Annotated in this window: 16 protein-coding genes and 1 pseudogene; 7 read left to right on the plus strand and 10 right to left on the minus strand. The window is 72.6% G+C overall.

What is annotated here, in order from left to right; translation table 11 throughout:
* The 3 genes and pseudogenes from ABD340_RS45190 to dxr all read right to left on the minus strand — a co-directional run.
* Window positions 1–131: pseudogene (locus ABD340_RS45190) on the minus strand (flavodoxin-dependent (E)-4-hydroxy-3-methylbut-2-enyl-diphosphate synthase); the annotation flags it as partial.
* Between the two features lie 181 nt (window positions 132–312).
* Window positions 313–1,530 (minus strand): M50 family metallopeptidase, encoded by a 1,218-nt coding sequence (locus ABD340_RS45195; protein WP_344598026.1) that lies wholly within the window; start codon window positions 1,528–1,530, stop codon window positions 313–315.
* A gap of 24 nt (window positions 1,531–1,554) precedes the next feature.
* The gene (dxr, locus tag ABD340_RS45200; RefSeq protein WP_344598028.1) at window positions 1,555–2,814 is read right to left on the minus strand and encodes a 1-deoxy-D-xylulose-5-phosphate reductoisomerase; all 1,260 of its coding nucleotides are present in this window, start codon (window positions 2,812–2,814) and stop codon (window positions 1,555–1,557) included.
* Window positions 2,815–3,102: 288 nt separating this feature from the next.
* Between dxr and ABD340_RS45205 the strand changes: the two genes are divergently transcribed.
* Complete coding sequence (locus tag ABD340_RS45205; RefSeq protein WP_344598030.1) at window positions 3,103–4,098, plus strand: trypsin-like serine peptidase; 996 nt, start codon at window positions 3,103–3,105, stop codon at window positions 4,096–4,098.
* A 19-nt stretch (window positions 4,099–4,117) separates the two neighbouring features.
* Here ABD340_RS45205 and ABD340_RS45210 read toward each other — a convergent pair whose 3' ends face one another.
* From ABD340_RS45210 to ABD340_RS45225, 3 genes are all read right to left on the minus strand, one after another.
* Window positions 4,118–5,155, minus strand: coding sequence for a sensor histidine kinase (locus ABD340_RS45210; RefSeq protein ID WP_344598032.1), 1,038 nt, complete (start codon window positions 5,153–5,155; stop codon window positions 4,118–4,120).
* A gap of 675 nt (window positions 5,156–5,830) precedes the next feature.
* Window positions 5,831–7,039, minus strand: coding sequence for an ABC transporter substrate-binding protein (locus tag ABD340_RS45220; RefSeq protein ID WP_344598034.1), 1,209 nt, complete (start codon window positions 7,037–7,039; stop codon window positions 5,831–5,833).
* A 484-nt stretch (window positions 7,040–7,523) separates the two neighbouring features.
* Entirely contained in the window at window positions 7,524–7,877 is a 354-nt protein-coding gene (locus ABD340_RS45225; RefSeq protein WP_344598036.1) for a hypothetical protein, read from the minus strand.
* 538 nt (window positions 7,878–8,415) lie between these two features.
* Here ABD340_RS45225 and ABD340_RS45230 point away from each other — a divergent pair.
* Window positions 8,416–10,035, plus strand: coding sequence for a hypothetical protein (locus tag ABD340_RS45230; protein WP_344598038.1), 1,620 nt, complete (start codon window positions 8,416–8,418; stop codon window positions 10,033–10,035).
* Here ABD340_RS45230 and ABD340_RS45235 read toward each other — a convergent pair.
* On the minus strand, window positions 9,971–11,488 hold the full coding sequence (locus tag ABD340_RS45235; RefSeq protein ID WP_344598040.1) for a CoA-acylating methylmalonate-semialdehyde dehydrogenase: 1,518 nt from the start codon (window positions 11,486–11,488) through the stop codon (window positions 9,971–9,973). The genes ABD340_RS45230 and ABD340_RS45235 overlap by 65 nt on opposite strands.
* Window positions 11,485–12,801 carry an aspartate aminotransferase family protein gene (locus ABD340_RS45240; protein ID WP_344598041.1) on the minus strand — a complete coding sequence of 439 codons (1,317 nt, stop codon included), beginning with the start codon at window positions 12,799–12,801 and terminating at the stop codon, window positions 11,485–11,487. The genes ABD340_RS45235 and ABD340_RS45240 overlap by 4 nt, the downstream gene beginning before the upstream one ends.
* Before the next feature lie 100 nt (window positions 12,802–12,901).
* On the opposite strand from ABD340_RS45240, the gene ABD340_RS45245 reads away from it, so the two are divergent.
* Both ABD340_RS45245 and ABD340_RS45250 read left to right on the plus strand, forming a co-directional pair.
* Window positions 12,902–14,506 carry a PucR family transcriptional regulator gene (locus ABD340_RS45245; protein ID WP_344598043.1) on the plus strand — a complete coding sequence of 535 codons (1,605 nt, stop codon included), beginning with the start codon at window positions 12,902–12,904 and terminating at the stop codon, window positions 14,504–14,506.
* Window positions 14,507–14,535: 29 nt separating this feature from the next.
* Window positions 14,536–15,654 (plus strand): glutamate--cysteine ligase, encoded by a 1,119-nt coding sequence (locus tag ABD340_RS45250; RefSeq protein WP_344598045.1) that lies wholly within the window; start codon window positions 14,536–14,538, stop codon window positions 15,652–15,654.
* A 101-nt stretch (window positions 15,655–15,755) separates the two neighbouring features.
* On the opposite strand, the gene ABD340_RS45255 is transcribed toward ABD340_RS45250, so the two are convergent.
* Complete coding sequence (locus ABD340_RS45255) at window positions 15,756–16,367, minus strand: TetR/AcrR family transcriptional regulator (RefSeq protein WP_344598046.1); 612 nt, start codon at window positions 16,365–16,367, stop codon at window positions 15,756–15,758.
* A 148-nt stretch (window positions 16,368–16,515) separates the two neighbouring features.
* Here ABD340_RS45255 and abc-f point away from each other — a divergent pair, with 148 nt between their 5' ends.
* A complete protein-coding gene (gene abc-f, locus ABD340_RS45260; RefSeq protein ID WP_344598048.1) occupies window positions 16,516–18,171 on the plus strand; it encodes a ribosomal protection-like ABC-F family protein in 1,656 nt (551 codons plus the stop codon).
* 140 nt (window positions 18,172–18,311) lie between these two features.
* The gene (locus tag ABD340_RS45265) at window positions 18,312–19,058 is read left to right on the plus strand and encodes an SDR family oxidoreductase (RefSeq protein WP_344598050.1); all 747 of its coding nucleotides are present in this window, start codon (window positions 18,312–18,314) and stop codon (window positions 19,056–19,058) included.
* Window positions 19,059–19,271: 213 nt separating this feature from the next.
* Here ABD340_RS45265 and ABD340_RS45270 read toward each other — a convergent pair whose 3' ends face one another.
* Window positions 19,272–19,757, minus strand: a complete 486-nt coding sequence (locus ABD340_RS45270; protein ID WP_344598052.1) for a helix-turn-helix transcriptional regulator — start codon at window positions 19,755–19,757, stop codon at window positions 19,272–19,274.
* Window positions 19,758–19,915: 158 nt separating this feature from the next.
* Here ABD340_RS45270 and ABD340_RS45275 point away from each other — a divergent pair, with 158 nt between their 5' ends.
* Window positions 19,916–21,139: a coiled-coil domain-containing protein gene (locus ABD340_RS45275; RefSeq protein ID WP_344598054.1), complete on the plus strand. Its 1,224-nt coding sequence runs from the start codon at window positions 19,916–19,918 to the stop codon at window positions 21,137–21,139.
* The last annotated feature ends 208 nt before the right edge of the window (window positions 21,140–21,347 follow it).

Consider the following 21,347-nt stretch of genomic DNA (forward strand, 5'->3'; position numbering starts at 1 on the left):
GGCGCGTCCCCACCCACCGGCACACTCCCCACCATGATCTGGCGGGACGCACGACGCGGCGCCACCGGACGCGGCGCGGCCTCTCCGTTGCCCTCGCCGCGGATCGCCGGAATTCCGAGTGAAACGCTCATCCCTCTCCCTTTGACTGACCCTGCCATCCGGAGGCGCACTCTCCTCCGCTTCCCCCGCAGGGAGGGGCGGGCGGCCCGGCCTCACCTCGGTTCGCCTCGCCCTCCTACCCTAAGCGCCGCAGGCGAATGGGGTGACGCGGACGGACGGGAAAAGCGTGACCACATGACTACATACAGTGGGCTATTCTGGAAGCCGCAAGGGGTTGATCAAATCGGCCAGGATGAGCAGCACGCCGAGCCCGATCAGCAGCACCACCGCCACGTAGGTGATGGGCAGCAGCTTGGCGATGTCGACCGTGCCGGGATCGGGGCGGCCCCGCGTCCGGGCGACCAGGGCGCGGGCGCGCTCGTACGCGACGACCGCCAGGTGCCCGCCGTCCAGCGGCAGCAGCGGGAGCACGTTGAGCGCCCCTAGGAAGATGTTCACCGAAACGACAAGTGACAGATACAGGACGAGCTTGTCCTGCCAGGAGCTCTGCGAGGCGAAGATCTGGCCGGACACGTCGGTGGCGCCGACCACGCTGCCGACCTGGCCGCCCGGCGTGCTGGCGCGCTCCGGGGAGAACAGCCGCGGGACGGCGCTCGGCAGGTCGGCCAGAGCCTCGCCGATCGCGCCCACGGTGCGGCCGACGACCCGGGTGGCGAAGATCGCCGCGTTCACCGGGCCGGTGCGCTCGTACCCCGCCCCCTCGACCCGCGGGGACATGCCCAGGAACGGCGCGCCGCCCACCGCCGCCAGCCGGACCTGAAACGCGACCTGCCGCGCGCCCTGGCCGCCGCCGTTCCCGGCGGGGCGCTGCACGACGACCCACGCGGTCTGGCCGGGGCGTGCCGTGCCGATCGCCCGCCGCAGCTGCGTCCAGTCCGCCACCGGCAGGCCGTTGAACGACACCACCCGGTCACCGGCCCGCAGCCCCGCCCGGGCCGCGGGGGAGGGCGGGTCGCCGCGACCGCACGCCGCCTCCGCGTTCGCCGGGACGCACGGGCTGACCGTGTCGACCGCCGCGGTGGGAGTGCCCGGGACGCGGATCCCGATGGCCATCGCCATCAGCATGAGCAGCAGGAAGGCGAACACGAAGTTCGCCGCCACGCCGCCCGCGATCACGATCGCGCGGCGTCCGGCCGGCTGCCGGTAGAAGGCGCGCGGCCGGTCGGCGGGGTCGATCTCCTCCAGCGGGGTGTAGCCGACGATCTTGACGAAGCCGCCGAGCGGGATCGCCTTGACGCCGTACTCGGTCTCCCCCCGGCGCCGCGACCACAGCGTCGGCCCGAATCCGACGAAGTACTGGGTGGCCTTCATGCCGAACCGCTTGGCGGGGAGCAGGTGGCCCCCCTCGTGCAGCATCACCGACGCCAGCAGCGCGACGACGAACGCCAGCGCGCCGAGGAGAAAGGCCATCGCTCCCCTCCCCTCGGCCGCGGCTCAGCCCAGCCCGGTCACCTCCCGGGCTCTGGCACGGGCCCAGGCGTCGGCGGCGAGGACGTCGTCGAGCGTCAGGCCCTCCGTGCCGCCCGTGCCGTGCTCCTCCACTACCCGCGCGACCGTGTCGACTATCCCCAGGAACGGCAGGCGTCCCGTGCGGAACGCCTCGACGCACTCCTCGTTGGCGGCGTTGTAGACGGCCGGGGCGGTGCCGCCGATCCCGCCGACGCGGGCGGCCAGCGCCACCGCGGGGAAGGCGTCCTCGTCGAGCGGGAACAGCTCCCAGGTGTGCGCGCGGGTCCAGTCGACGCCGGGCGCGGCGTCCGGGACGCGGTCGGGCCAGGCCAGGCCGAGGGCGATCGGGAGCCGCATGTCGGGCGGACTGGCCTGGGCGAGGGTGGAGCCGTCGGTGAACTCCACCATCGAGTGGATCATCGACTGCGGGTGCACCATGACCTCGATCCGGTCGAACGGGACGTCGAACAGCAGGTGCGCCTCGATGACCTCCAGCCCCTTGTTGACCAGGGTCGCGGAGTTGATCGTGATGACCGGGCCCATGTCCCAGGTCGGGTGGTTCAGCGCCTGCTCGGGCGTGACGTCGGCCAGCTCGTCCCGGGTGCGGCCGCGGAACGGGCCGCCGCTGGCGGTCAGCACCAGCCGCCGGACCTCCGCCGCGCGGCCGCCGCGCAGGCACTGCGCCAGCGCCGAGTGCTCGGAGTCGACCGGGACGATCTGCCCCGGCCGGGCCCGCTCCCTGACCAGCGGGCCGCCGACGATCAGCGACTCCTTGTTGGCCAGCGCGAGGGTGCGGCCGGCGTCGAGGGCGGCCAGCGTGGAGGCGAGCCCGAGCGCGCCGGTGACGCCGTTGAGGACCAGGTCCGAGGGCCAGGCGGCGACCTCGGCGACCGCCTCCGGACCGGCGACGATCTTCGGGATGGCGTACTCGCCGGAGGCGTAGCCGCGCCGCCGGGCCTCGGCGTAGAAGGCCAGCTGGAGGTCCTGGGCGGCGGACGCGCGGGCGACCGCGACGATCTCGGGACGGAACTCCAGCGCCTGCTCGGCGAGCAGGTCCACGCGGGAGCCGCCGGCCGCCAGCCCGATGACCCGGAACCGGTCCGGGTTGCGGCGGATCACGTCGAGGGCCTGGGTGCCGATCGATCCGGTGGAGCCCAGTACGGCCACGTCGCGGCGGGCCGGGGCGCCGGCCTGGGCGGCGGCCGGGTCGTCGGGGGCGGGAGACGCGTCGGTCGAGGAAGGCATCACCCGTCCATTGTCGGACACGCCGCCCACCGCGCGCTCCGCCCGCCCGCGTGTTCCCTTGATCACGACGGGCGGACAGTCGGAAGTGTCCCTACATGCCCTCCACATGCAAAGACATCCAAAGATGTCCAGAAAGCACCGTCGCTTTGTTGATTTATGCCACTAGTCGTGCCGGGCCTCGCGAAATTACCGTCCGCTCACGGACGGACACCACGTCCGGCGCCACACCTGCGACACCCGGCATGACACCCCGCGCCCTCCCGCCACTCCCGACTCCCCGGAGACCACGTGAATCGCTCCCCCCGCTTCAAGGCCGTGACCTTCTCGGCCTTCGGCGGCGCGCTGCTCGTCACGCCCCTGCTGACCGCCTCCGCCCAGGCCGCGCCGGCCCCCGAGATCGCCGCGCAGGCGCCCAGCCCCTCCCCCGGCGTCCGGCAGCAGGCCGCGGACGCCGCCGCCAAGCAGCGCGTCCTCCGCCACTGGACCAGTGAGCGCATGCGCTCGGCCATCCCCATGGAGCGGCTGTTCAAGCCCAAGCGCTCCAGCCAGGAGACCGTCCGGCGCGGCCTCAAGCAGGTCCTCCCGCCGACCTCCGCGCAGTCCATCCCCAACCTGGGCGGTGAGTGGAGCGGCGGCGGCAAGGTGACCCGCACGGCCGGACGGGTGTTCTTCACCTACCAGGGCCGCAGCGCTTCCTGCTCCGGCGACGCGGTGAGCAGCGCCAACAAGAGCACGGTCATCACCGCCGGCCACTGCGTGAAGATGGACGGCGCCTGGCACACCAACTGGGTGTTCGTCCCCGGCTACAAGAACGGCGCGCGCCCCCACGGCACCTGGACGGCCGCCAAGACCTTCGCCACGCCGCAGTGGACCGCCAACGAGGACCTCAGCTACGACGTGGGCGCCGCCGTCGTCAACTCCCTCGGCGGCCGCAAACTGGTCGACGTGGTCGGCGGCCAGGGCATCGCCTTCAACCAGCCGCGCGGGCAGAACATGTACTCCTTCGGCTACCCGGCGGCAGCCCCCTACGACGGCTCCAAGCTCGTCTACTGCAGCGGCCCCGTCATCAATGACCCGCTACTGAGCGACGGCATCGGCCTGGGCTGCAACATGACCGGCGGCTCCAGCGGCGGGCCGTGGTTCCTGCGGTTCGACGAGGCCAAGGGCACCGGAATTCAGAACTCGGTCAACAGCTTCAAGTACAACTTCCTGCCGACCCATATGTTCGGGCCGTACTTCGGCGCCGACGCGCAGAACGTCTACAAGAAGGCCCAGTCGTCCTAAGCCGTTCCTTCTCAAGCGCTCAAACGAAAGGGGCTCGTCCGCGCGCCCCCCGGAGGAGCGCCGACGGCGGCGGCCGGTGCTTCCCTCGCACCGGCCGCCGCTCCGGCGACTCACTGTTCTGATGCGCCTCGTAGAGCGGGAGGCGCAGGACGAGGCGGGCGCCATGCTCGCTGGGCCCGACGTAGAGGCGCCCGCCGTGGGCGAGCACGATGTCGCGTGCGACGGCCAGGCCCAGCCCGCTGCCGCCGCTGTCGCGGCTGCGGGCGCTGTCCACCCGGGCGAAGCGTTCGAAGATCCGCTCCCGGTCGCCGTGCGCGATCCCGGGACCGTCGTCGCTCACCTCCAGGACGGCGTCGTTCTCGTCGGTGCGGAGCCTGACCTCGACCGTCCCGGTGGCGTACCGGTCGGCGTTGCTGAACAGGTTGACCAGGACGCGGCACATCTGCGGCCGGTTGACCTCCACGCGCACACCGTCCTGCAGCTCGGCGCGCACCGCCACCCGCGCGGAGCGCCCGGCCAGCTGGTCGCGCACCAACGCGGTCAGGTCCAGCGGGGTGTGGTCCGGCGTCGGCCCCGAGTCCAGCCGGGTCAGGGCGAGCAGGTCGTCCACGATCAGGTGGAGCCGCTCGGCGTCCCGGAGGGCGTCGCGCAGCGTGCCGACGAGATCGGTGTCGTCGGGGTCCGCGAGGGCCACCTCGATCCGGGTGCGCAGCCCCGTGATGGGGGTGCGCAGCTCGTGCGAGGCGTCGGCGGCGAACCGGCGCTGCAGCTCCGTCGCCCGTTCCAGGCGGTCCAGCGTGGCGTTGACGGTGCGGCACAGCCGGGCGATCTCACCGCCCGCCGCGGGCTCGGGCATCCGCCGGCCCGGGTCGGCGGCGGCGTTGAGCCTCGCCAGGCCGCGATCGAACTCCCGGAGCGGACGCACCACACGGGCCGCCCGCCGCCGGTTCACCCAGAGCATGATGCCGGCGAGAAGGACGACCAGTACGACGAGGCCTCCGAAGGCGACCACCTGAACGGGCGACTGGGCAAGGGGGGCGTTACCAGGTACCCACATGCCTCATTTGTATGCGTCCGCCGCCAAACAGAGGGCAAAGGCGATGTCCCGATCCGCCCTCGGATCCCTCCCGGACCCGTGGTAACACAGATCAGGAACGGGGAACGCGACCGGTCGGCCGCCCGCGATCAGCCTGGCCTTTGCCGCCATTTTCACTTTGAGTAACGAGAGCAACACGTTTCACCGCCTATAAAGGATTCTGTGATGTCGGCTCCCGCCGCACAGGGGGAATGGGCAATGGGCCAGACGGGCGAACTCCGGTTCGACCCAGACGCGTTGAGCGCCGCGCAGCGCCAGGGCGACGCGTGCGTCGTCTGCCACAAGAAGTGGCCGCGGCCGCGAGTGCGCGTAGGACGGTTGCCCAACGGCCAAGGGGTGTTCGCGTGCGACGATTGCGCACCCGCCCCGCCGGCCCCCCGCGGGCCTCAGCGCCCGGCGGAGCCGACCGCTCGCGCCGGAAGCCCGCTCACCCGGCGGGCCCCGGCAGGGATGCCGGTCTTCGATTAGGCCGGCCATCTGGGAGATCTCTCCAGGAGGAAGGGTGACCCGGGCCATCGGGGGGAGGTCCGGGACCACCCGGGAGGCGCGCCCGGCTGGGGGCGGTCGGGCGCGCCGGAGAGATCCCATCCCGGCGAGGGGCCGAGCCCTGGTCGGTCGATCCGCCGGCAGGCCGGTCTACTGGCGGGTCGCCTCGTGCCAGGCCCGGGTCCATTCGGCGTAGTCGGTGCAGTCGCGCCGGTCGCCGCCGCGTTCACCGCCGCCGCAGACCTTGGACGGCGTGTGCGCGAAGATCACCTTGTCCAGGTGGTCCCGGTCGCCCACCCGGTAGGTGTCGCAGAAGGTGGTCCTGAGCCGGTCGCCGGTGCAGGCCTGCGGGTTGGCGGGCGCGACGCCCGACCACTCGGCCACCTGCTGCTGGACGTCCGGTGAGGCCGTCCACTGGAGCCACTGGTACATGCAGCTGGGGTGCTCGGCGCGGGCACCGATCATCCAGGCGGTCATCCACCCGGTCACGCCGCCCGAGGGGACCACGCCCTGCACCGGCTTGCCGGCCCGGGTCAGCACGTCCACCTGGTAGGGCCACACCTGCCCCACCGCCGCCTCGCCGCCGGCGAACGCGCTCACCGCGTCGGCGGGCTGCTCCCAGTAGGTCTTGACGTGCGGGCGCTGGTCGGCCAGCACCTTGGCGGCGGCGTCGAGCTGCTTGCGGGTCAGCGAGTACGGGTCGGTGATCTTGAGCTTGCGCTGGGTGCCGCGCAGGTAGAGCGCGGCCTCGGCGATCGCCAGCGGGCTGTCCCGCATGATCAGCTTGCCGGAGTTGCGCTGGGCCTGGCCGGGGTCGAACAGCGCGGACCAGTCCGAAGGCGGCGCCTGGGCCGCCCGCGAGTCGTACATCAGGAGGTTGGAGCCCCACACGTACGGGACGCCGTAGACCTTGCCGTCCTTCTTCAGCAGGTTCCGCAGCCGCGGTTCGAGCCGCTTGTAGCCCTCGACGAGGTCGGGGTTGACCGGGGTGAGGTGCTCGCCGGCGATGAGCGGGCCGGTGACCTCGGGCGGCGCGGCCACGCCGTCGTAGCGCCGCGACCGGTTCTGCATGAGGGAGGCCATGTCCTGGGAGTCGCGGGCGACCTTCCAGCTGACCTTGCAGCCGGTGCGCTCCTCGAAAGGGGTGACCCAGTCGACCCGGGGGTCGTTGCCACCGTTCTCCATGTAGCCGGGCAGCGTCACCAGCGTGAGCGCACCCTCCCCCGGCCCGAGGGTGTTCGCCGCCTTCACCGCGCCGACCGGCTCCTCGTCCTCGCCGCCGCTGCAGGCGACGGCCAGCGCCATGACCAGCGCCGCCACGGCCAGCACCGAGGCCGACGCCCTGGCCCTCAGCCTCATCTCGCTCCCGACTCGCGTCCATCGGGCCGTCCCAGCCGCGACCCCGCCCGTCGGCGCAGCGTAGCGTCTCCGCGGCACCGGGACGGCACGCACCGGACGATCTCACATCGCCCTGGCGCGCCCACGCCGCGCGCCCGCCCGGCGCCCGTTCCCTTTCCGATCGCCCGCGCGGCACCGCGGCAGTCCGATCGGCGGTTCGGCGGAAAAATTCCGACGGGACGCGGCGGAATCCCCTGCCATTACCCGGAAAGCGACAGGAAACGGAGCTTTGAAGAAGCGTTTCCGCGCCATTAACGGAGCCTTTTTCGGACGTTCCGCGGCGAGGTTTCCCGGAAACAGGAAAACCGCCGCGGCCCGGGGGGACAGCGGGTGCTGGCGTCCGCGCCACACACGGAGGTTGCTGGAGAGGGATGTGGCGCGGGCTACTGTCCGTCCCGGGGCCGCGACGGCACCGGCGGGCGTGGCGAGGTTGGGGAACAGCGGATCACCTTGCAGTGCTGCCTGGCCACGCGATCACCGGTACCCGGCGGAACGGCGCCGGTGTGATGCCCTCGAGACGGAGGAGGTTCGAGGGCCGGCGGGCGTCCTGCCGGGGGTCTTCGTACGGTCGGGGACCTGCGTCGATCGTCGCCTGTCCGGAGTCGGCGTGCTGCTGGACCACCTCGATCCGTGCGATGAGCCTTTGCGGGGTCTCGGCCTCGACCAGTCCGGCGGAGTCCCGCTCCCGGGGCGGCAGCGCCCACCAGTGGCCGGTGCACCGGCCGAACCAGACGGTCCAGCCCGGAAAGCGCCGGGCGAGCGCCCGCGCCTCGGCCGAGTGGTGGTCGTCAGCAGTCATAGCGCGGTTCCCCTGCTCATCCCGCCCCACCGAACCCCTACGGCGCACGACACCGGCCCGATCGAATCCAAGACCTGACTTTTTCAATTTGCCACCCAATTAATTGGGCCAATCAGATTGTGTCGCCCACCACAGAACCAGTCAACACTTGTAGCTATTATTTGTCGGAGCGGCAAGGACGGAAATTGACGACGAAAACCCGCGTACGGTAGAAAATACCCGCCCGCGGGACCTGCCGTTCGTCACAGCGGGCGATGCCTCCGACCATCCCGTGTGACGCCCCTGACCACCCACCGAGAGGACGGCGGGCACGGGCGGGCGGCGCGGGGTCACGTAGGGCGACGCCGGCCGCGACGTCCACCTCAGGCCATCGCGGCCGGGCCATCCGGCGTTCACCCCCCGGCCATCGGCCGCACCTAGCCTGCTGGCCCTTGTGACCGACAACGCACAGAGCCGGACGCCTTCACTCAGGCGACCATTGGCGATATTTAGTGGAATTTGGGCGATTCGTCCACTGCTGTCCCACGCGCCGTTCCTGGTGGCGCTCATCGGCGGCGTCGCCGTCCGCTGGGTCACCATGCTCGGCTATCCGGGCGTGCTGTGGTTCACCGGCGATTCCTACTTCTACCTGGGCCGCGCCCTGCGCCCCGAGCCCTCGCCCAGTAAGACGCTCGGCTACTCCTATCTGCTGAACCTGCTGGAGCCCGCGCGCAGCCTGGCCCTGGTCGCGGTGCTGCAGCACCTCATGGGGCTGGCCATCGCCGTCATGGTGTACGCGCTGCTGCGCCGCGCGGGGCTGCCGGGTTGGGCCGCGACGCTGATCACGCTGCCGATCCTGTACGACGCGTTCCAGATCCAACTCGAACACCTGCTGATGTCGGAGGCGCTCTTCACCTTCCTCATCGCCGCCGCCCTGACGCTCCTCCTCTGGCGTGCGCTGCCCCCCGCGGCCAAGGCGGGCGAACGCAAGGCGAAAGACGACCAGGAGCCCGGCACGGCGAACGGAACCGGGGACGGAACAGAGGCCGCTGCAGAGGCCGCTGCAGAGGCCGCTGCGGAGGAAGGCACGGCGGACGGCGAGCAGGACGAGCTCCGCCCGGAACGCGAAACCGCCCGGAACCGCAACCCGGCCTGGTGGATGGCCCTCGCGGCGGGACTGCTCATCGGGTACGCGGTGCTGGTCCGCTCGGCCGGAGCACCCCTGGTGCCCCTCATCCTGCTGTGCCTGCTGATGCGCCGCAGCGGCTGGCGTCCCGCGCTGCTCTTCGGGACGGCCGCCGCCACGCCCCTCGTCGCGTACGCCGTGATGTTCCACGGCACGTACGGGACCTATTCGCTGACCACCAGCGACGGCCTCTTCCTGTATGGGCGCACCGCCCCGTTCGCCGACTGCGCCAAGATGCGCCCGCCGTCCCATATGGAGGCGCTCTGCCTCAGTCCCAAGCTGAGGGCCAAGGAGCGCGCCCCCGGCCATCTCATCTGGCAGTCCGAGGTCCCGCCGCGGATCCTGTTCGAGAACGTCACCTCGCCCGAGGCCAACGCGACCATGCGGGACTTCGCAGTCCGCGCGATCCTCGCCCAGCCCGGCGACTACCTGCGCGCCATCGGCGACGGGCTCGGCAAGGCGTTCAGCCCGAACCGCTTCCCGCACCCGACGGCGAACACCGAGGCGCTGTACCACTTCCCCGAGCGTCCGCAGCTCTTCCCCGCGGGCAAGGGCTGGGGCGGCGGGCAGCACAGCACCGCGCTGTCGGACGCCGCCCGCTACGAGAGGAGCCTGGTCGTCAGCCGGATCGTCCAGCCGCACGCCGACCGCATGGTCGGCTACCAGCGGTCGGTGCACCTGCCCGGCCCGGCGCTCGGCGTGATCTTCCTCGCCGGGGCCGCCGGGACGCTGCTGGCCCGGGACCGCCGCGGCGCGCTGCTGGCCTGGTCGGTGGCCGCGACGCTGCTGGTGTTCCCGATCGCCAGCGCCGACTTCGACTACCGGTACGTGATCCCCGCGATGCCGTTCGCCTGCCTGGCCGCCGGGCTCGCCGTCACGCGGGCCCGGCGCCTCCCCGTCGGCGGCGCCGGGTCCGGTGGGGCGGCGGTCACCCGTTCGTCGGGAACCCCAGGTTCACGCCGCCGTGGCTTGGATCGAGCCAGCGTGCGGTGACCGCCTTGGTGCGCGTGTAGAAGTGCACGCCCTCCATGCCGTGGGCGTGGCTGTCACCGAACAGGGACGCCTTCCAGCCGCCGAAGGAGTAGTAGGCCATCGGCACCGGGATCGGCACGTTGATGCCGACCATGCCGACCTCCACCTCGTTCTGGAAGCGGCGCGCGGCCCCGCCGTCATTGGTGAAGATCGCGGTGCCGTTGCCGTACGGGTTGGCGTCGATGACCTCCATCGCCTCCTCGTACGACCCGGCCCGCACCACCGAGAGCACCGGGCCGAAGATCTCGTCCCGGTAGGCGTCCATCTCGGGCGTCACATGGTCCAGGACGGTCGGGCCGAGCCAGAAGCCGTCGCCGGGGCCGCCCAGCACCGGGGTCTCGCGGCCGTCCACGGCCAGCGTGGCGCCCTGGGCGACCCCGCCGTCGAGATAGGAGGCGACCTTGTCCCGATGCGCGCGCGTGACCAGCGGGCCCATCTCCGACTCGGGATGGTCGCCGGGACCCACCTTCAGCTTCGCCACGCGCTCCCTGACCTTGCCGATCAGCGCGTCGCCGACCGGGTCGACCGCGACGACCACGGAGATCGCCATGCAGCGCTCCCCCGCCGACCCGAACCCGGCCGAGACCGCCGCGTCGGCCGCCAGGTCGAGATCGGCGTCCGGCAGCACGACCATGTGGTTCTTGGCGCCGCCGAGCGCCTGCACCCGCTTGCCGGTGCGAGCGGCCGTCTCGTAGATGTAGCGGGCGATCGGGGTGGAGCCGACGAAGCTGACCGCCTTGACGTCCTCGTGGTGCAGCAGCCCGTCGACCGCGGCCTTGTCGCCGTGCAGGACGTTGAACACCCCGTCCGGCAGCCCCGCCTCGGCCCACAGCTCGGCGATCCGCACCGACGCCGACGGGTCCTTCTCCGACGGCTTGAGGACGAAGGTGTTCCCGCACGCGATCGCCACCGGGAACATCCACATCGGCACCATCGCCGGGAAGTTGAACGGGGTGATCCCGGCCACCACGCCCAGCGGCTGCAGGATCGAGTAGGCGTCCACCCGGGACGAGACGTTCTCCGAGAACCCGCCCTTGAGCAGGTGCGGGATGCCGCAGGCGAACTCCACGACCTCCAGCCCGCGGGCGACCTCCCCGGCCGCGTCGGAGATCACCTTGCCGTGCTCGGCGGAGATCAGCCGCGCCAGCTCGCCGGCGTGCTCGTTCACCAGCTCGCGGAAGCGGAACAGCACCTTGGCGCGCCTGGTGAGGGATGCGTCCCGCCAGGTCGGGAACGCGGCCTTGGCGGCGGCGACGGCCGCGTCCACCTCGGCGGGGCCGGCGAAGTCGACCGTCCCGCTCACCCGGCCGGTCGAGGGCTCGTAGACCTCCCCCCGCCTCTCCGCCTGCCCTCCGTCGAAGGCCTTTCCGTTGATCCAGTGCGTGACGTGCTTGCTGTCGCTGATGTCGGTCATGATGTCGCGGCCTCGTTCACGGTTTCCAGGGAGTCGATCAGGATGCCCAGGCCCTCGGCGGCCTCGGCGTCGGTCAGGGTCAGCGGCGGGGCCATCCGCACCGCGTTGCCGTACAGGCCGCCCTTGCCGACCAGCAGGCCGCGCTCGCGGGCCGCCTCCATCACGGCGGCGGCCAGCGGCGGGCTCGGGTCGCCGGTGCCGGGGTCGGCCAGCTCGATCGCGAACATCAGGCCCTTGCCGCGCACGTCCTTCACCACCGGGAACCGGCCGGCGGCCGCGCGCAGCCCGCCGATGATCGTCTCCCCCTGCCGGGCGGCGTTGGCCTGCAGGTCGTGCTCCAGCACGAAGTCGAGGGTGGCGTTGGCCGCCGCCATGGAGATCGGATTGCCGCCGAACGTGGACAGGCCCACCGCGTGCAGCGCGTCCATCAGCTCGCCCCGGGCCACCACGCCGCCGACCGCGAACCCGTTGCCCAGCCCCTTGGCGAAGGTCATCATGTCGGGCGTCACGCCGTGGTTCTCGATGCCGAAGAACCCCTGGCCGGTACGCCCCCACCCGGTCTGCACCTCGTCGGAGACGAACAGGATGCCGTACTCGTCCAGGACCTCCTTGTAGGCGGCGAACAGCCCGTCCGGGGGCATCGTGAAGCCGCCCACGCCCTGGATCGGCTCGGCGATCAGCGCGGCGACGTCACCGCCCGCCGCCGTGGCCAGCACGTGCCGCAGGTCCTGGACGCACGCCTCCGTGTACGCCTCGTCGGACATGCCGGCGAACTGCGGCAGGTGCCGGTCGGCGCCGTGCAGGAAATGGACGTGCAGCGGCGAGTAGGACAGGTTCGTCCACGCCCGGTTGCCGGTGACGCCGACCGCGCCGAACGACCTGCCGTGGTAGCTCTGCCGCATCGCCAGCACCTGGTCGGTGCGGCGCGCGTACGCGGCCAGCAGCAGCGCCGTCTCGTTCGCCTCGGTCCCGGAGTTGGTGAAGAAGACCTTGGCGTCCGGGATCCCGGACAGCCGCGCGATCTTCTCCGCCAGCTCGACCTGCCCGCGCAGCAGGTAGGTCGTGGAGGTGTGCACGACGCCGGTGGCCAGCTGCCGCTCCACCGCCTCCCGCACCTCGGGCACGTCGTACCCGATCATGTTGGTGAGGATCCCGGTGAAGAAGTCGAGGTAGCCGTTGCCCGCGGCGTCGGTCACCCGATTGCCCTTGCCGGCGACGATCTCGATGGGTTCGGCGTAGTTGAGCGCGAGCCACGACGGCATCACGGCCCGGTGGCGCTCCAGCAGCGACGGGGTGTTCGCACGTTCCGACATGCCCCAAGTCTCGTTCTCCGCAGCTCCCCGGGGCTACCGCCACAGTGTCACGATCCAGGGCGGGAGATTGACGGAGTGCAGCCTTTACACTGTGTAAGCGATGCTTCCGACACTGGCCGACGTGCTCTGCCTCGACGCCGTGCGCCGAGGCCAGCCGCACGTGGTCACCGGCGGCGACCGGCTGGACAACAGGATCCGCTGGGTGCACGTCGCCGAGGTCACCGACATCGCCCACCTGCTGCACGGCGGCGAACTGGTGCTCACCACCGGCATCGCGCTGCCCGACGAGCCCGCCCGGCTGCGCGCCTACATCGCCGAACTGGCCGAGGTCGGGGTCAGCGGGCTGATGATCGAGCTGGGCCGGCGCTACGCCGACAGCCTCCCGCGCGCGCTGCTCGCCGCCGCCGAGGACCACCGGCTCCCGGTGATCATGCTGGCGCACGAGCCGGCGTTCGTGGACATCACCGAGTCCGTGCACGCGCGGATCGTCCAGGACCAGTTCGCCGAGCTGCGCGCCTCCGAACGGCTGCACGAGATCTTCACCCAGCTGTCGGTCGAGGGCGCCTCCACCGACGAGGTCGTCCGGCAGGTCGCCGCGCTCGGCGGCCACCCGGTCATCCTGGAGAACCTGTCCCACCAGGTGCTGGCCGCCGACGCCGACGGCCGCGACCCGTCCGAGCTGCTGTCGGCCTGGGAGACCCGGTCCCGCGCGGTGCGGCCCGAGCAGCGCACCGGCTACGACGAGGCGTCCGGCTGGCTGGTCACCATGGTCGGCGCCCGCGGCGAGGACTGGGGCCGCCTGATCCTCCCCCTCGGCTCCCCGCCCACGCCGCGCGAGACCGTCCTGATCGAGCGGGCCGCCACCACCCTGGCCCTGGGCCGCCTCCTCGACCGGCACGCCGAGAGCGTCGAGCGCCAGGCGCACGGCACGATCATCGCCCGCATCCTGGAGCACTCCTACTCCGACCCGCAGGAGGCCGCCGCCCGCGCCCGCGCCCTCGGCGTCCCGCTCTCCGGCCGCCGGCTGCTGGGCGTGGTCGTCCGCACCCGGGGCGCGCCACAGCCCGCCGAGATCTCCGAAATGGCCGAGCTGGCGGCCGCCGCCTGCAAGGACGCCCGACTGGCCGCCCTGGTCGGCGTCCTGGACGAGGGCGGCCCCAACGCCCGCGTCGGCGTGCTGGCCTCCCTCCCCGCCCGCGCCGACGCCGAGACGGTCCTCACCGCCGTCGCCACCCGGGTGCGCGGCCAGTCCGAGGCGGTCATGGCCGCGGGCTCGATGGTGGAGTCGATCCGCGACGTGCGCCGCTCCTTCCTGGAGGCCGACCAGGTCGCCGACGTCGCCAGCCGCTCGTCCGGCGACCGCCTCTTCTACCGCCTCCCCGACCTGCGCCTGCGCGGCCTCCTCCACCTCCTGCGCGACGACGCCCGCATCCAGACCTTCGTCGAACGCGAACTGGGCCCCCTCCTGGAGTACGACGCCGAACGCAACGCCGACCTGACCCGCATCCTCCGCTTCTACCTGGACTCCGGTCGCAACAAGGCCGTCGCGGCACAGCAGGCCCACCTGTCCCGCCCCGCCTTCTACGAGCGCCTGCGCCGCATCGAACGCGTCCTCTCCGCCGACCTGGACGACGTGGAGTCCTGCGTCTCCCTGCACGTGGCCCTGCTGGCCCTGGCCTCCCTCCGCCAGGAGATCCGTACGTAAAACCCGGATCCACCGGGCAGAACAACACGGTGAGGCCGCGGACCTTCGGGGTGGAGGAGGAGCTGCTGCTCGTCGACCCGGCGAGCGGGGCGCCGCGGGCCGTCTCGGACAAGGTGATCCGGTGCGCCCGCGCGCACGGCCGCGCCCCGCTGGCGGGCTGCTGCACCGCCGGGATCTTCGAGACCGAGCTGCAGCGGGAGCAGCTGGAGACCGGCACGCCGCCCTGCACGTCGCTGGACGAGCTGGCCGTGCACGTGCGCGACGCCCGGGAGGCGGCGGCGGTGGCCGCGTCCGGTGCGGACGCCGCGGTCGCCGCGCTGGCCACCTGCCCGGTCGAGGTGCACCCGTCGCTGACGCCGTCCCTCCGGTACCGGCGGATGGCCGCCGCCTACGGCCTCACCGCCGACGAGCAGCTCACCTGCGGCTGCCACGTGCACGTCGCCATCGCCTCCCCGGACGAGGGGGTGGCCGTGCTGGACCGGATCCGGCCGTGGCTGCCGCCCCTGCTCGCGCTCAGCGCGAACTCGCCGTTCTGGCAGGGGCACGACTCGGGGTACGTCAGCTGGCGGCAGCAGGTCTGGTGGCGGTGGCCGTCCAGCGGCCCGACCCAGCTGTTCGGCTCGGCGAAGAACTACCGGGCGACCGTGGACACGCTGCTGGGCACGGGGGCGCTGCTGGACGAAGGCATGATCTACTTCGACGCCCGGCTCTCCCGGCGCTACCCGACGGTCGAGGTGCGGGTCGCCGACGTCTGCCTGCGCTCCGCGGACACGGTGCTGGTGGCGGCGCTGGTGCGGGCGCTCGTCGACACCGCGGCCCGGGAATGGCGCGCCGAGGTGCCCCCCGACAGCGTCCGCACCGACCTGCTGCGGCTGGCGATGTGGCGGGCCAGCCGCTCCGGCCTCGACGGGGACCTCGTCCACCCGGTGACCCACCGGGCCGCGCCGGCCCGCGAGGTGATCGGCGTGCTGCTCGACCACGTGCGGCCCGCACTGGAACGCTACGGCGACCTGGAGACGGCCGAACGCCTGCTGGCCCAGGTGCTGCGCGAGGGCAACGGAGCGCGGCGGCAACGTCGCGTGTACCGGCACGCGGGCGACATGGCCGAGGTCGTGGCCGACGCCGTACGCGGAACGGCCGCGTGCTAGACCGTGTTTCAAAGTCCCGGCCTACGGCGCTCGCCTCCGGCTTCGCCCCACCGGCCGGGCAGCGCACTCGCGCGGTACCTGAGGCCGCTTTGAGACAGGCCCTAGCCCCCCTGATCATCGGCGAAGGCGCCGGCGGATGCGGCGAGGGCGGCCGTCCTGGCCGCGTGATCGGGCAGGTGCGGGTCGGGTGGGGTGCGGAGGAGCACCAGCTGGTGGTACAGCGGCGCGGTGGCGGCGATGAGCAGTCGCCGGGCGTCGGTGCGCGGCGGGAGTTCGCCGCGCCGGACGGCCCGGCTGACGATGATCTCGCAGCGGGCGTACCGGTCCTCCCAGAGCCGCCGTTGGGCATGATCGGCCTTCTCGGAGCGGAATGAGGCGGCGATCAGGGCCGCGACGATCGGCGGCTGTGCGGTCAGGGCCGCCTGGATCTCATGGTTCAGCGCTGCCAGGTCGCCTTTCAGCGAGGCGGTGTCCGGGGGCTGCCAGTCGTCGTCGCCCGCCGCGTCCAGGACGTCGGCGAGCAGGCCGCCGACGTCGCCCCAGCGCCGGTACACCGTCGCCCGGTGCACGCCCGCGCGGGCGGCGACGGCGTCCATGGTGAGCCCGTCATAACCGTGCTCGCCAAGCTCTGCGCGGACCGCGTCGAGTACCTGCGCGCGAATACGGGCGGTCCGGCCACCGGGGCGGCGGGTCGGTGGTGCTGCGGGAGTCATCGTCGGCGATCCGGTTGCTCAGTGGGACGGCGTCATGCCAGTATCTTAACGCAGCACCTGTCGCACTAGTAGGGGTCATTGATGCTCTTCCGAAGCGTTCACCCGGCCTTGACGGCCGCCCTGTCCTCGAATGCTTCGGAGTGCCCGCATGCCCACCCAGATCACCGCGCTCGCCGTCAGCAAGTCCTTCAACGGCAGGCTCGTCCTTGACTCGGTGACCTGCTCGCTCGCCAGGGGCGAGCGCACCGGGATCATCGGTGAGAACGGATCCGGCAAGACCACCTTGCTGCGCCTGCTCGCCGGGCGCGAGCGGCCCGACCAGGGCGAGGTCATCGTCCAGGCCGACGGCGGCGTCGGCTATCTCGCCCAGGACGAGAGGCCCGAGCCGCGGGCGACCGTCCAGCAGATCATCGACCGGGCCCTGAGCGATCTGCGCACCGTCGAACGGCGGATGCGCCGCCTGGAGGCGGCGATGGCCGACGGCGACGAGTCGGGCATGGCCGAGTACGGCGACCTGATGACGATCTTCGAGCTGCGCGGCGGCTACGACGCCGACGCCCGAGTGGAACGTGCTCTGCACGGACTCGGCCTGGGGCCTGTGGGCCGCGACCGTACCGTGGGCAGCCTCTCCGGCGGAGAACAGGTCAGGTTGCGGCTGGCGGCCGTACTGGCGGCCGCGCCGGAGGTGCTGCTGCTGGACGAGCCGACCAACCATCTCGACGAGGGCGCTCTGAGCTGGCTGGAAGAGCACCTGCGGACCCGGCGGGGCACCACGGTGGCGGTCTCCCACGACCGGGTCTTCCTCGAACGGGTCGCCACCAGCCTGCTGGAGGTGGACGCGGACCGGCGCCGCGTCGTCCGGTACGGCAACGGCTACGCCGGCTACCTCGAAGAGAAGACGGCGGCCCGGCGGCGCTGGGCCCAAGCGCACGATCAGTGGCGGGCCGACATCGACCGGCTCCGCGAGGCCGCCGCGACCACCGCCCGCCAGGTGGCCCCTGGACGTGAGATGAAAGACGGCAACAAGATGGCCTACAACCGGGCGGGCGGCCGGGTGCAGCAGTCGCTGGCCAGCCGGGTGCGCAACGCCGAGGAACGGCTGCGCCGCCTGCTCGCCGACCCGATCCCGCCCCCGCCGGAGCCGCTGCGCTTCACTCCTGTACTGCGGGCCCGCCGCCTGGAGGGCGTCGTGCTCGACGCCGCCGGCATCGCCGTCACGGGCCGGCTCGACCGCACGAGCCTCACCGTCACGGCCGGCGACCGCCTGCTGATCACGGGGCCGAACGGAGCGGGCAAGAGCACGCTGCTCCACGTCCTGACCGGAGATGTCGCCCCCGACAGCGGGAGCGTCACACGCCGAGGCAGGATCGGCCATCTCCCCCAAGAGCCGCACCCCGGGGCACCGGACGAGACACTGCTGGCCGCCTTCGCCCGTGGACGCACGGGGGAGGCCGCCGGGTACGCCGAACAGCTGCTGTCCCTCGGACTTTTCGAAGCCGACCAGCTCACGATGCCGGTCGACCGGCTGTCCACCGGGCAGCGGCAGCGTCTCGCCCTGGCGCGAATGCTCAGCGAGCCGTCAGATGTCCTGCTGCTCGACGAGCCGACCAACCATCTGTCGCCCGCCCTCGTCGAGGACCTGGAAGCCGCCCTGACCGGCTACGCAGGCGCCATCGTCATCGTCAGCCACGATCGCCGGCTGCGTCGGCGCTGGCAGGGCGCCCACCTGGTCATGCAGGCGACTCCGACGTCCGCCGCGAACAGGTACAGCGAGCAGGAACCGCACTCGTTCTACGACGACTGACTTCGTCGGCAGCGGAGTACGCCCCAGAGGATGAACGCCATGACAGCACGTGGACTGCGCCCACGTTCAACGGCTCCCGGGCCTGGGGCGTGTTCTGCGGGGTTCGGTGAGCGGTGCGGTGGGGCGAGTAGCCTTCGGGGGTGGATCTTGGGTTGAGCGGGCGGCGGGCCGCGGTGGCGGCGGCGAGCGGCGGGCTGGGGTTCGCGGCGGCGCAGGCCCTGCTGGACGAGGGTGTGCGGGTCGCGATCTGCGGGCGTGACCGGGAGCGCCTCGACGCCGCGGCCGGACGGCTCGGCGCGGACGTGCATCCGATCGTCGGCGACGTGGGGACGCCCGAGGGCGCGACCGCGTTCGTGGAGGGGGCGCGGGACGCGCTCGGCGGTGTGGACATCTTGGTGACCAACGCGGGCGGGCCGCCGCCGGGAACGTTCGGCTCGACCCCGCTGGAGGCGTACGGCCGGGCCTTGGACCTCAACCTGATGTCGGTGGTCGCGATGTGCAAGGCGGCCGTGCCCGAGATGCGGGAGCGCGGCTGGGGCCGGGTCGTGGCGATCACGTCGATCGCCGTGCGGCAGCCCAACCCGTCGCTGATCCTGTCGAACACGGCCCGCGCCGGCGCCACCGGCTTTCTCAAGACGCTGGCGCTGGAGGTCGCCGGGGACGGCGTGACCGTGAACTCGCTGCTGCCCGGCTCGCACGCCACCGACCGGCTGCGCGAGGTGCGCGGCGGCGATCTGGACGAGGTCGCGGCCGGTATCCCGGCCGGGCGCGTGGGCGACCCCGCGGACTTCGGCGCGTGCGTGGCGTTCTTGTGCTCGGAGCAGGCCAAGTTTGTGACCGGCAGTGCGATCGCCGTGGACGGCGGCGAGTACGGCGGCCTTCTCTGAAGCGACCGGCTCCTTTCCGCGGTGCGAACTTCTGGGGTTTGTCCGCAAGTGGCCTCAGGTACCGCGCGAGCGCGCTACCTGCCCGGTGAGGCGATGCCGGAGGCGAGCCTCACCGGGCAGATCGCGGAGCGATGTCGCGCTCGCCCAGGCTCGGTCAGGGTGCGAGCCGCCAGGCGAGTGCCCTGGGCCGGGACTGCGAAAACACAGGACGGGTCAGGCGGCCGCGGGGGTGCGCCGCTGGAAGGGCAGGTAGCGGTCGGCGCGGCGCGGGCGGGCGAGCAGGCCGGTGGCCTCGACCGCGAGGATGCGGTCGAAGCGGAAGGCCCGCACGCCGCGCCGCATCCGGCACCAGCCGACCAGGTACCAGTGGTCGCGGTGGACGAGGCAGGTGACGGGCTCCACCTCGCGGATCGTGACGTTGGCCCCGGCGTCGCCGTAGCAGAGCCGGACGACGCGGTGCTCGGTGATGGCCGCGGCGACGACCCTCGCCCGGTCCGCGGTGGAGGCGTCGAGGGTCGCGGTGAGGGTGCCCAGGGTGGCCGTGACGATGTCGTCGTGGGTGTCGAGGTCGAACAGGGCGCGCAGGGCGCGGCGCGCGGTGGCGGCCTGCGGACCGGTGCCCAGGTGGGCTAGGGAGAGCGCGAGTGCGGCGATCTCGGCCGCGGTGAGGTCGGTGCGGTGCGTCGCAACGTTCGCCATGGTTCGATCATACGTTCGAACACTGACATTTCGCAGGCCCGAACCGCTCCCGCGGGCACCCTCTTGAGAGCCGCCGCGGCATGGTGAACACTGATCCCCCAAGTGGGGTCTAACGGGGGATGCAGGGACAGTTTTGGGTCGATGGGGACAACCCGCCGATGAACCGTGACGAGGTGGACCGCGCTCTGCGGCATCTGCGGGACGAGAAGGAGCGCATCGGCACCGCGCTGCTCGACCTCGAGCGGCACTCCGGCCACCGGCTGCTCGACGGCGCCGAGCTGGCCGGTGAGACGGCGCGCGTCCAGGCCGAGGTGCGCTCCCGCATGGGCGAGCTGTGGACGCTGTTCGACCTGTACGGCCGGACGCTGGGCGAGGCCGAGGAGCTGCGCGCCCGGCACGCGCGCCCGGGCTCCGCGCAGCTCGCCGAGCTGACCCGGCTGCTCACCGGACCCTCGGTCGAACTGCCGGCCGAGGAGGTGCCGCTGGAACGCCGCACGCTGCTCCACTCGCCTTCCGGTGAGCGGCTGACGCTGCGCGCCGTCGTCGTGCGGATGACCGCGCTGTACGAAGAGGCCGCCCGCACGGTCGGGGCCGTGGACGCGGTCTGGTCCGCGCTGCTGGCCCGGCTCGGTTCGGCGGAGGCCGAGCACCGCGCCGTCGCCGAGATGGTGGAGTCGCTCGGCATGACGGCGGACGCGGAGTACGGGCGGATCCGCGCCGATCTCGACGCCCGCGCCGATACCGTGCGGACCGACCCGCTGGCGTTCGGGCGGGACGGGCGTGCCGACACCGCCGGTTTCGACGCGCTCGCCGCCGACCTGGCCCGGCTCAAGGAGCGGTTCGCCGAGGCGGTGCGGTTCCGCGCCCGCTACGACGAGCAGGTGGGGCGGCTCCGGGACGCGGTGAGCCGGGTCCGCGCGGCCGAGGAGGAGGTGCGCCGCGCCCGCGCGGAGGTGCTGGCGAAGATCGCCTCCCCGGCGCTGCCCGCCCCGTCCCTTCCGGCCGCCGCGCTGGCCGACCGGTTGGCCGCCCTGCACACCCTGCGCGACCAGCGGCGCTGGGGCGAACTGGCGGACCGCGCCACCGATCTCGAACGCGCCACCCGGGACGCGCTGGAGCAGGTCCGCGCCGGCCTGAGCCTCGTCACCGGCCTGCTGGACCGGCGCGAGGAGCTGCGCGGGCGCCTGCAGGCCTACAAGGTGAAGGCCGCGCGGCTCGGCCACGCGGAGGACCCGGAGCTGGCCCGGCTGTACGAGGAGGCCCGCGCGCTGTTGTGGTCCTCCCCCTGTGACCTGAGGAAGGCGACCGTGTTGCTGTCCGGCTATCAGCAGGCGATCTCGTCCAAGGCGGACGCGTCCAAGGCGAAGGGATCGGGCGGATGAACAAGTGCACAACGGTGCCGGGCTGTACCGGAACCATCGAGGACGGCTTCTGCAACGTATGCGGCAATCCGCCCGCCCAAGCATCCCCGCCCCCGGCGCCCGCGGCCCCGTCCTCGTCCTCGCAGTGCGGCCGGCCCGGTTGCGCCGGAACCATTGAGGACGGCTTCTGCAACGTATGCGGCGACCCGCCCGCCCAAGCATCCCCGCC

The organism is Actinomadura vinacea (genome assembly GCF_039532545.1).
Classification (GTDB): Bacteria; Actinomycetota; Actinomycetes; order Streptosporangiales; family Streptosporangiaceae; genus Spirillospora; species Spirillospora vinacea.

Bases quoted from the DNA above. Each gene is read 5' to 3' on its own strand.
- ABD340_RS45195 (WP_344598026.1), bottom strand. From the start codon at position 1,530: ATGGCCTTTCTCCTCGGCGCGCTGGCGTTCGTCGTCGCGCTGCTGGCG.
- dxr (WP_344598028.1), bottom strand. From the start codon at position 2,814: ATGCCTTCCTCGACCGACGCGTCTCCCGCCCCCGACGACCCGGCCGCC.
- ABD340_RS45210 (WP_344598032.1), bottom strand. From the start codon at position 5,155: ATGTGGGTACCTGGTAACGCCCCCCTTGCCCAGTCGCCCGTTCAGGTG.
- ABD340_RS45220 (WP_344598034.1), bottom strand. From the start codon at position 7,039: ATGAGGCTGAGGGCCAGGGCGTCGGCCTCGGTGCTGGCCGTGGCGGCG.
- ABD340_RS45225 (WP_344598036.1), bottom strand. From the start codon at position 7,877: ATGACTGCTGACGACCACCACTCGGCCGAGGCGCGGGCGCTCGCCCGG.
- ABD340_RS45235 (WP_344598040.1), bottom strand. From the start codon at position 11,488: ATGACCGACATCAGCGACAGCAAGCACGTCACGCACTGGATCAACGGA.
- ABD340_RS45240 (WP_344598041.1), bottom strand. From the start codon at position 12,801: ATGTCGGAACGTGCGAACACCCCGTCGCTGCTGGAGCGCCACCGGGCC.
- ABD340_RS45245 (WP_344598043.1), top strand. From the start codon at position 12,902: ATGCTTCCGACACTGGCCGACGTGCTCTGCCTCGACGCCGTGCGCCGA.
- ABD340_RS45255 (WP_344598046.1), bottom strand. From the start codon at position 16,367: ATGACTCCCGCAGCACCACCGACCCGCCGCCCCGGTGGCCGGACCGCC.
- abc-f (WP_344598048.1), top strand. From the start codon at position 16,516: ATGCCCACCCAGATCACCGCGCTCGCCGTCAGCAAGTCCTTCAACGGC.
- ABD340_RS45270 (WP_344598052.1), bottom strand. From the start codon at position 19,757: ATGGCGAACGTTGCGACGCACCGCACCGACCTCACCGCGGCCGAGATC.
- ABD340_RS45275 (WP_344598054.1), top strand. From the start codon at position 19,916: ATGAACCGTGACGAGGTGGACCGCGCTCTGCGGCATCTGCGGGACGAG.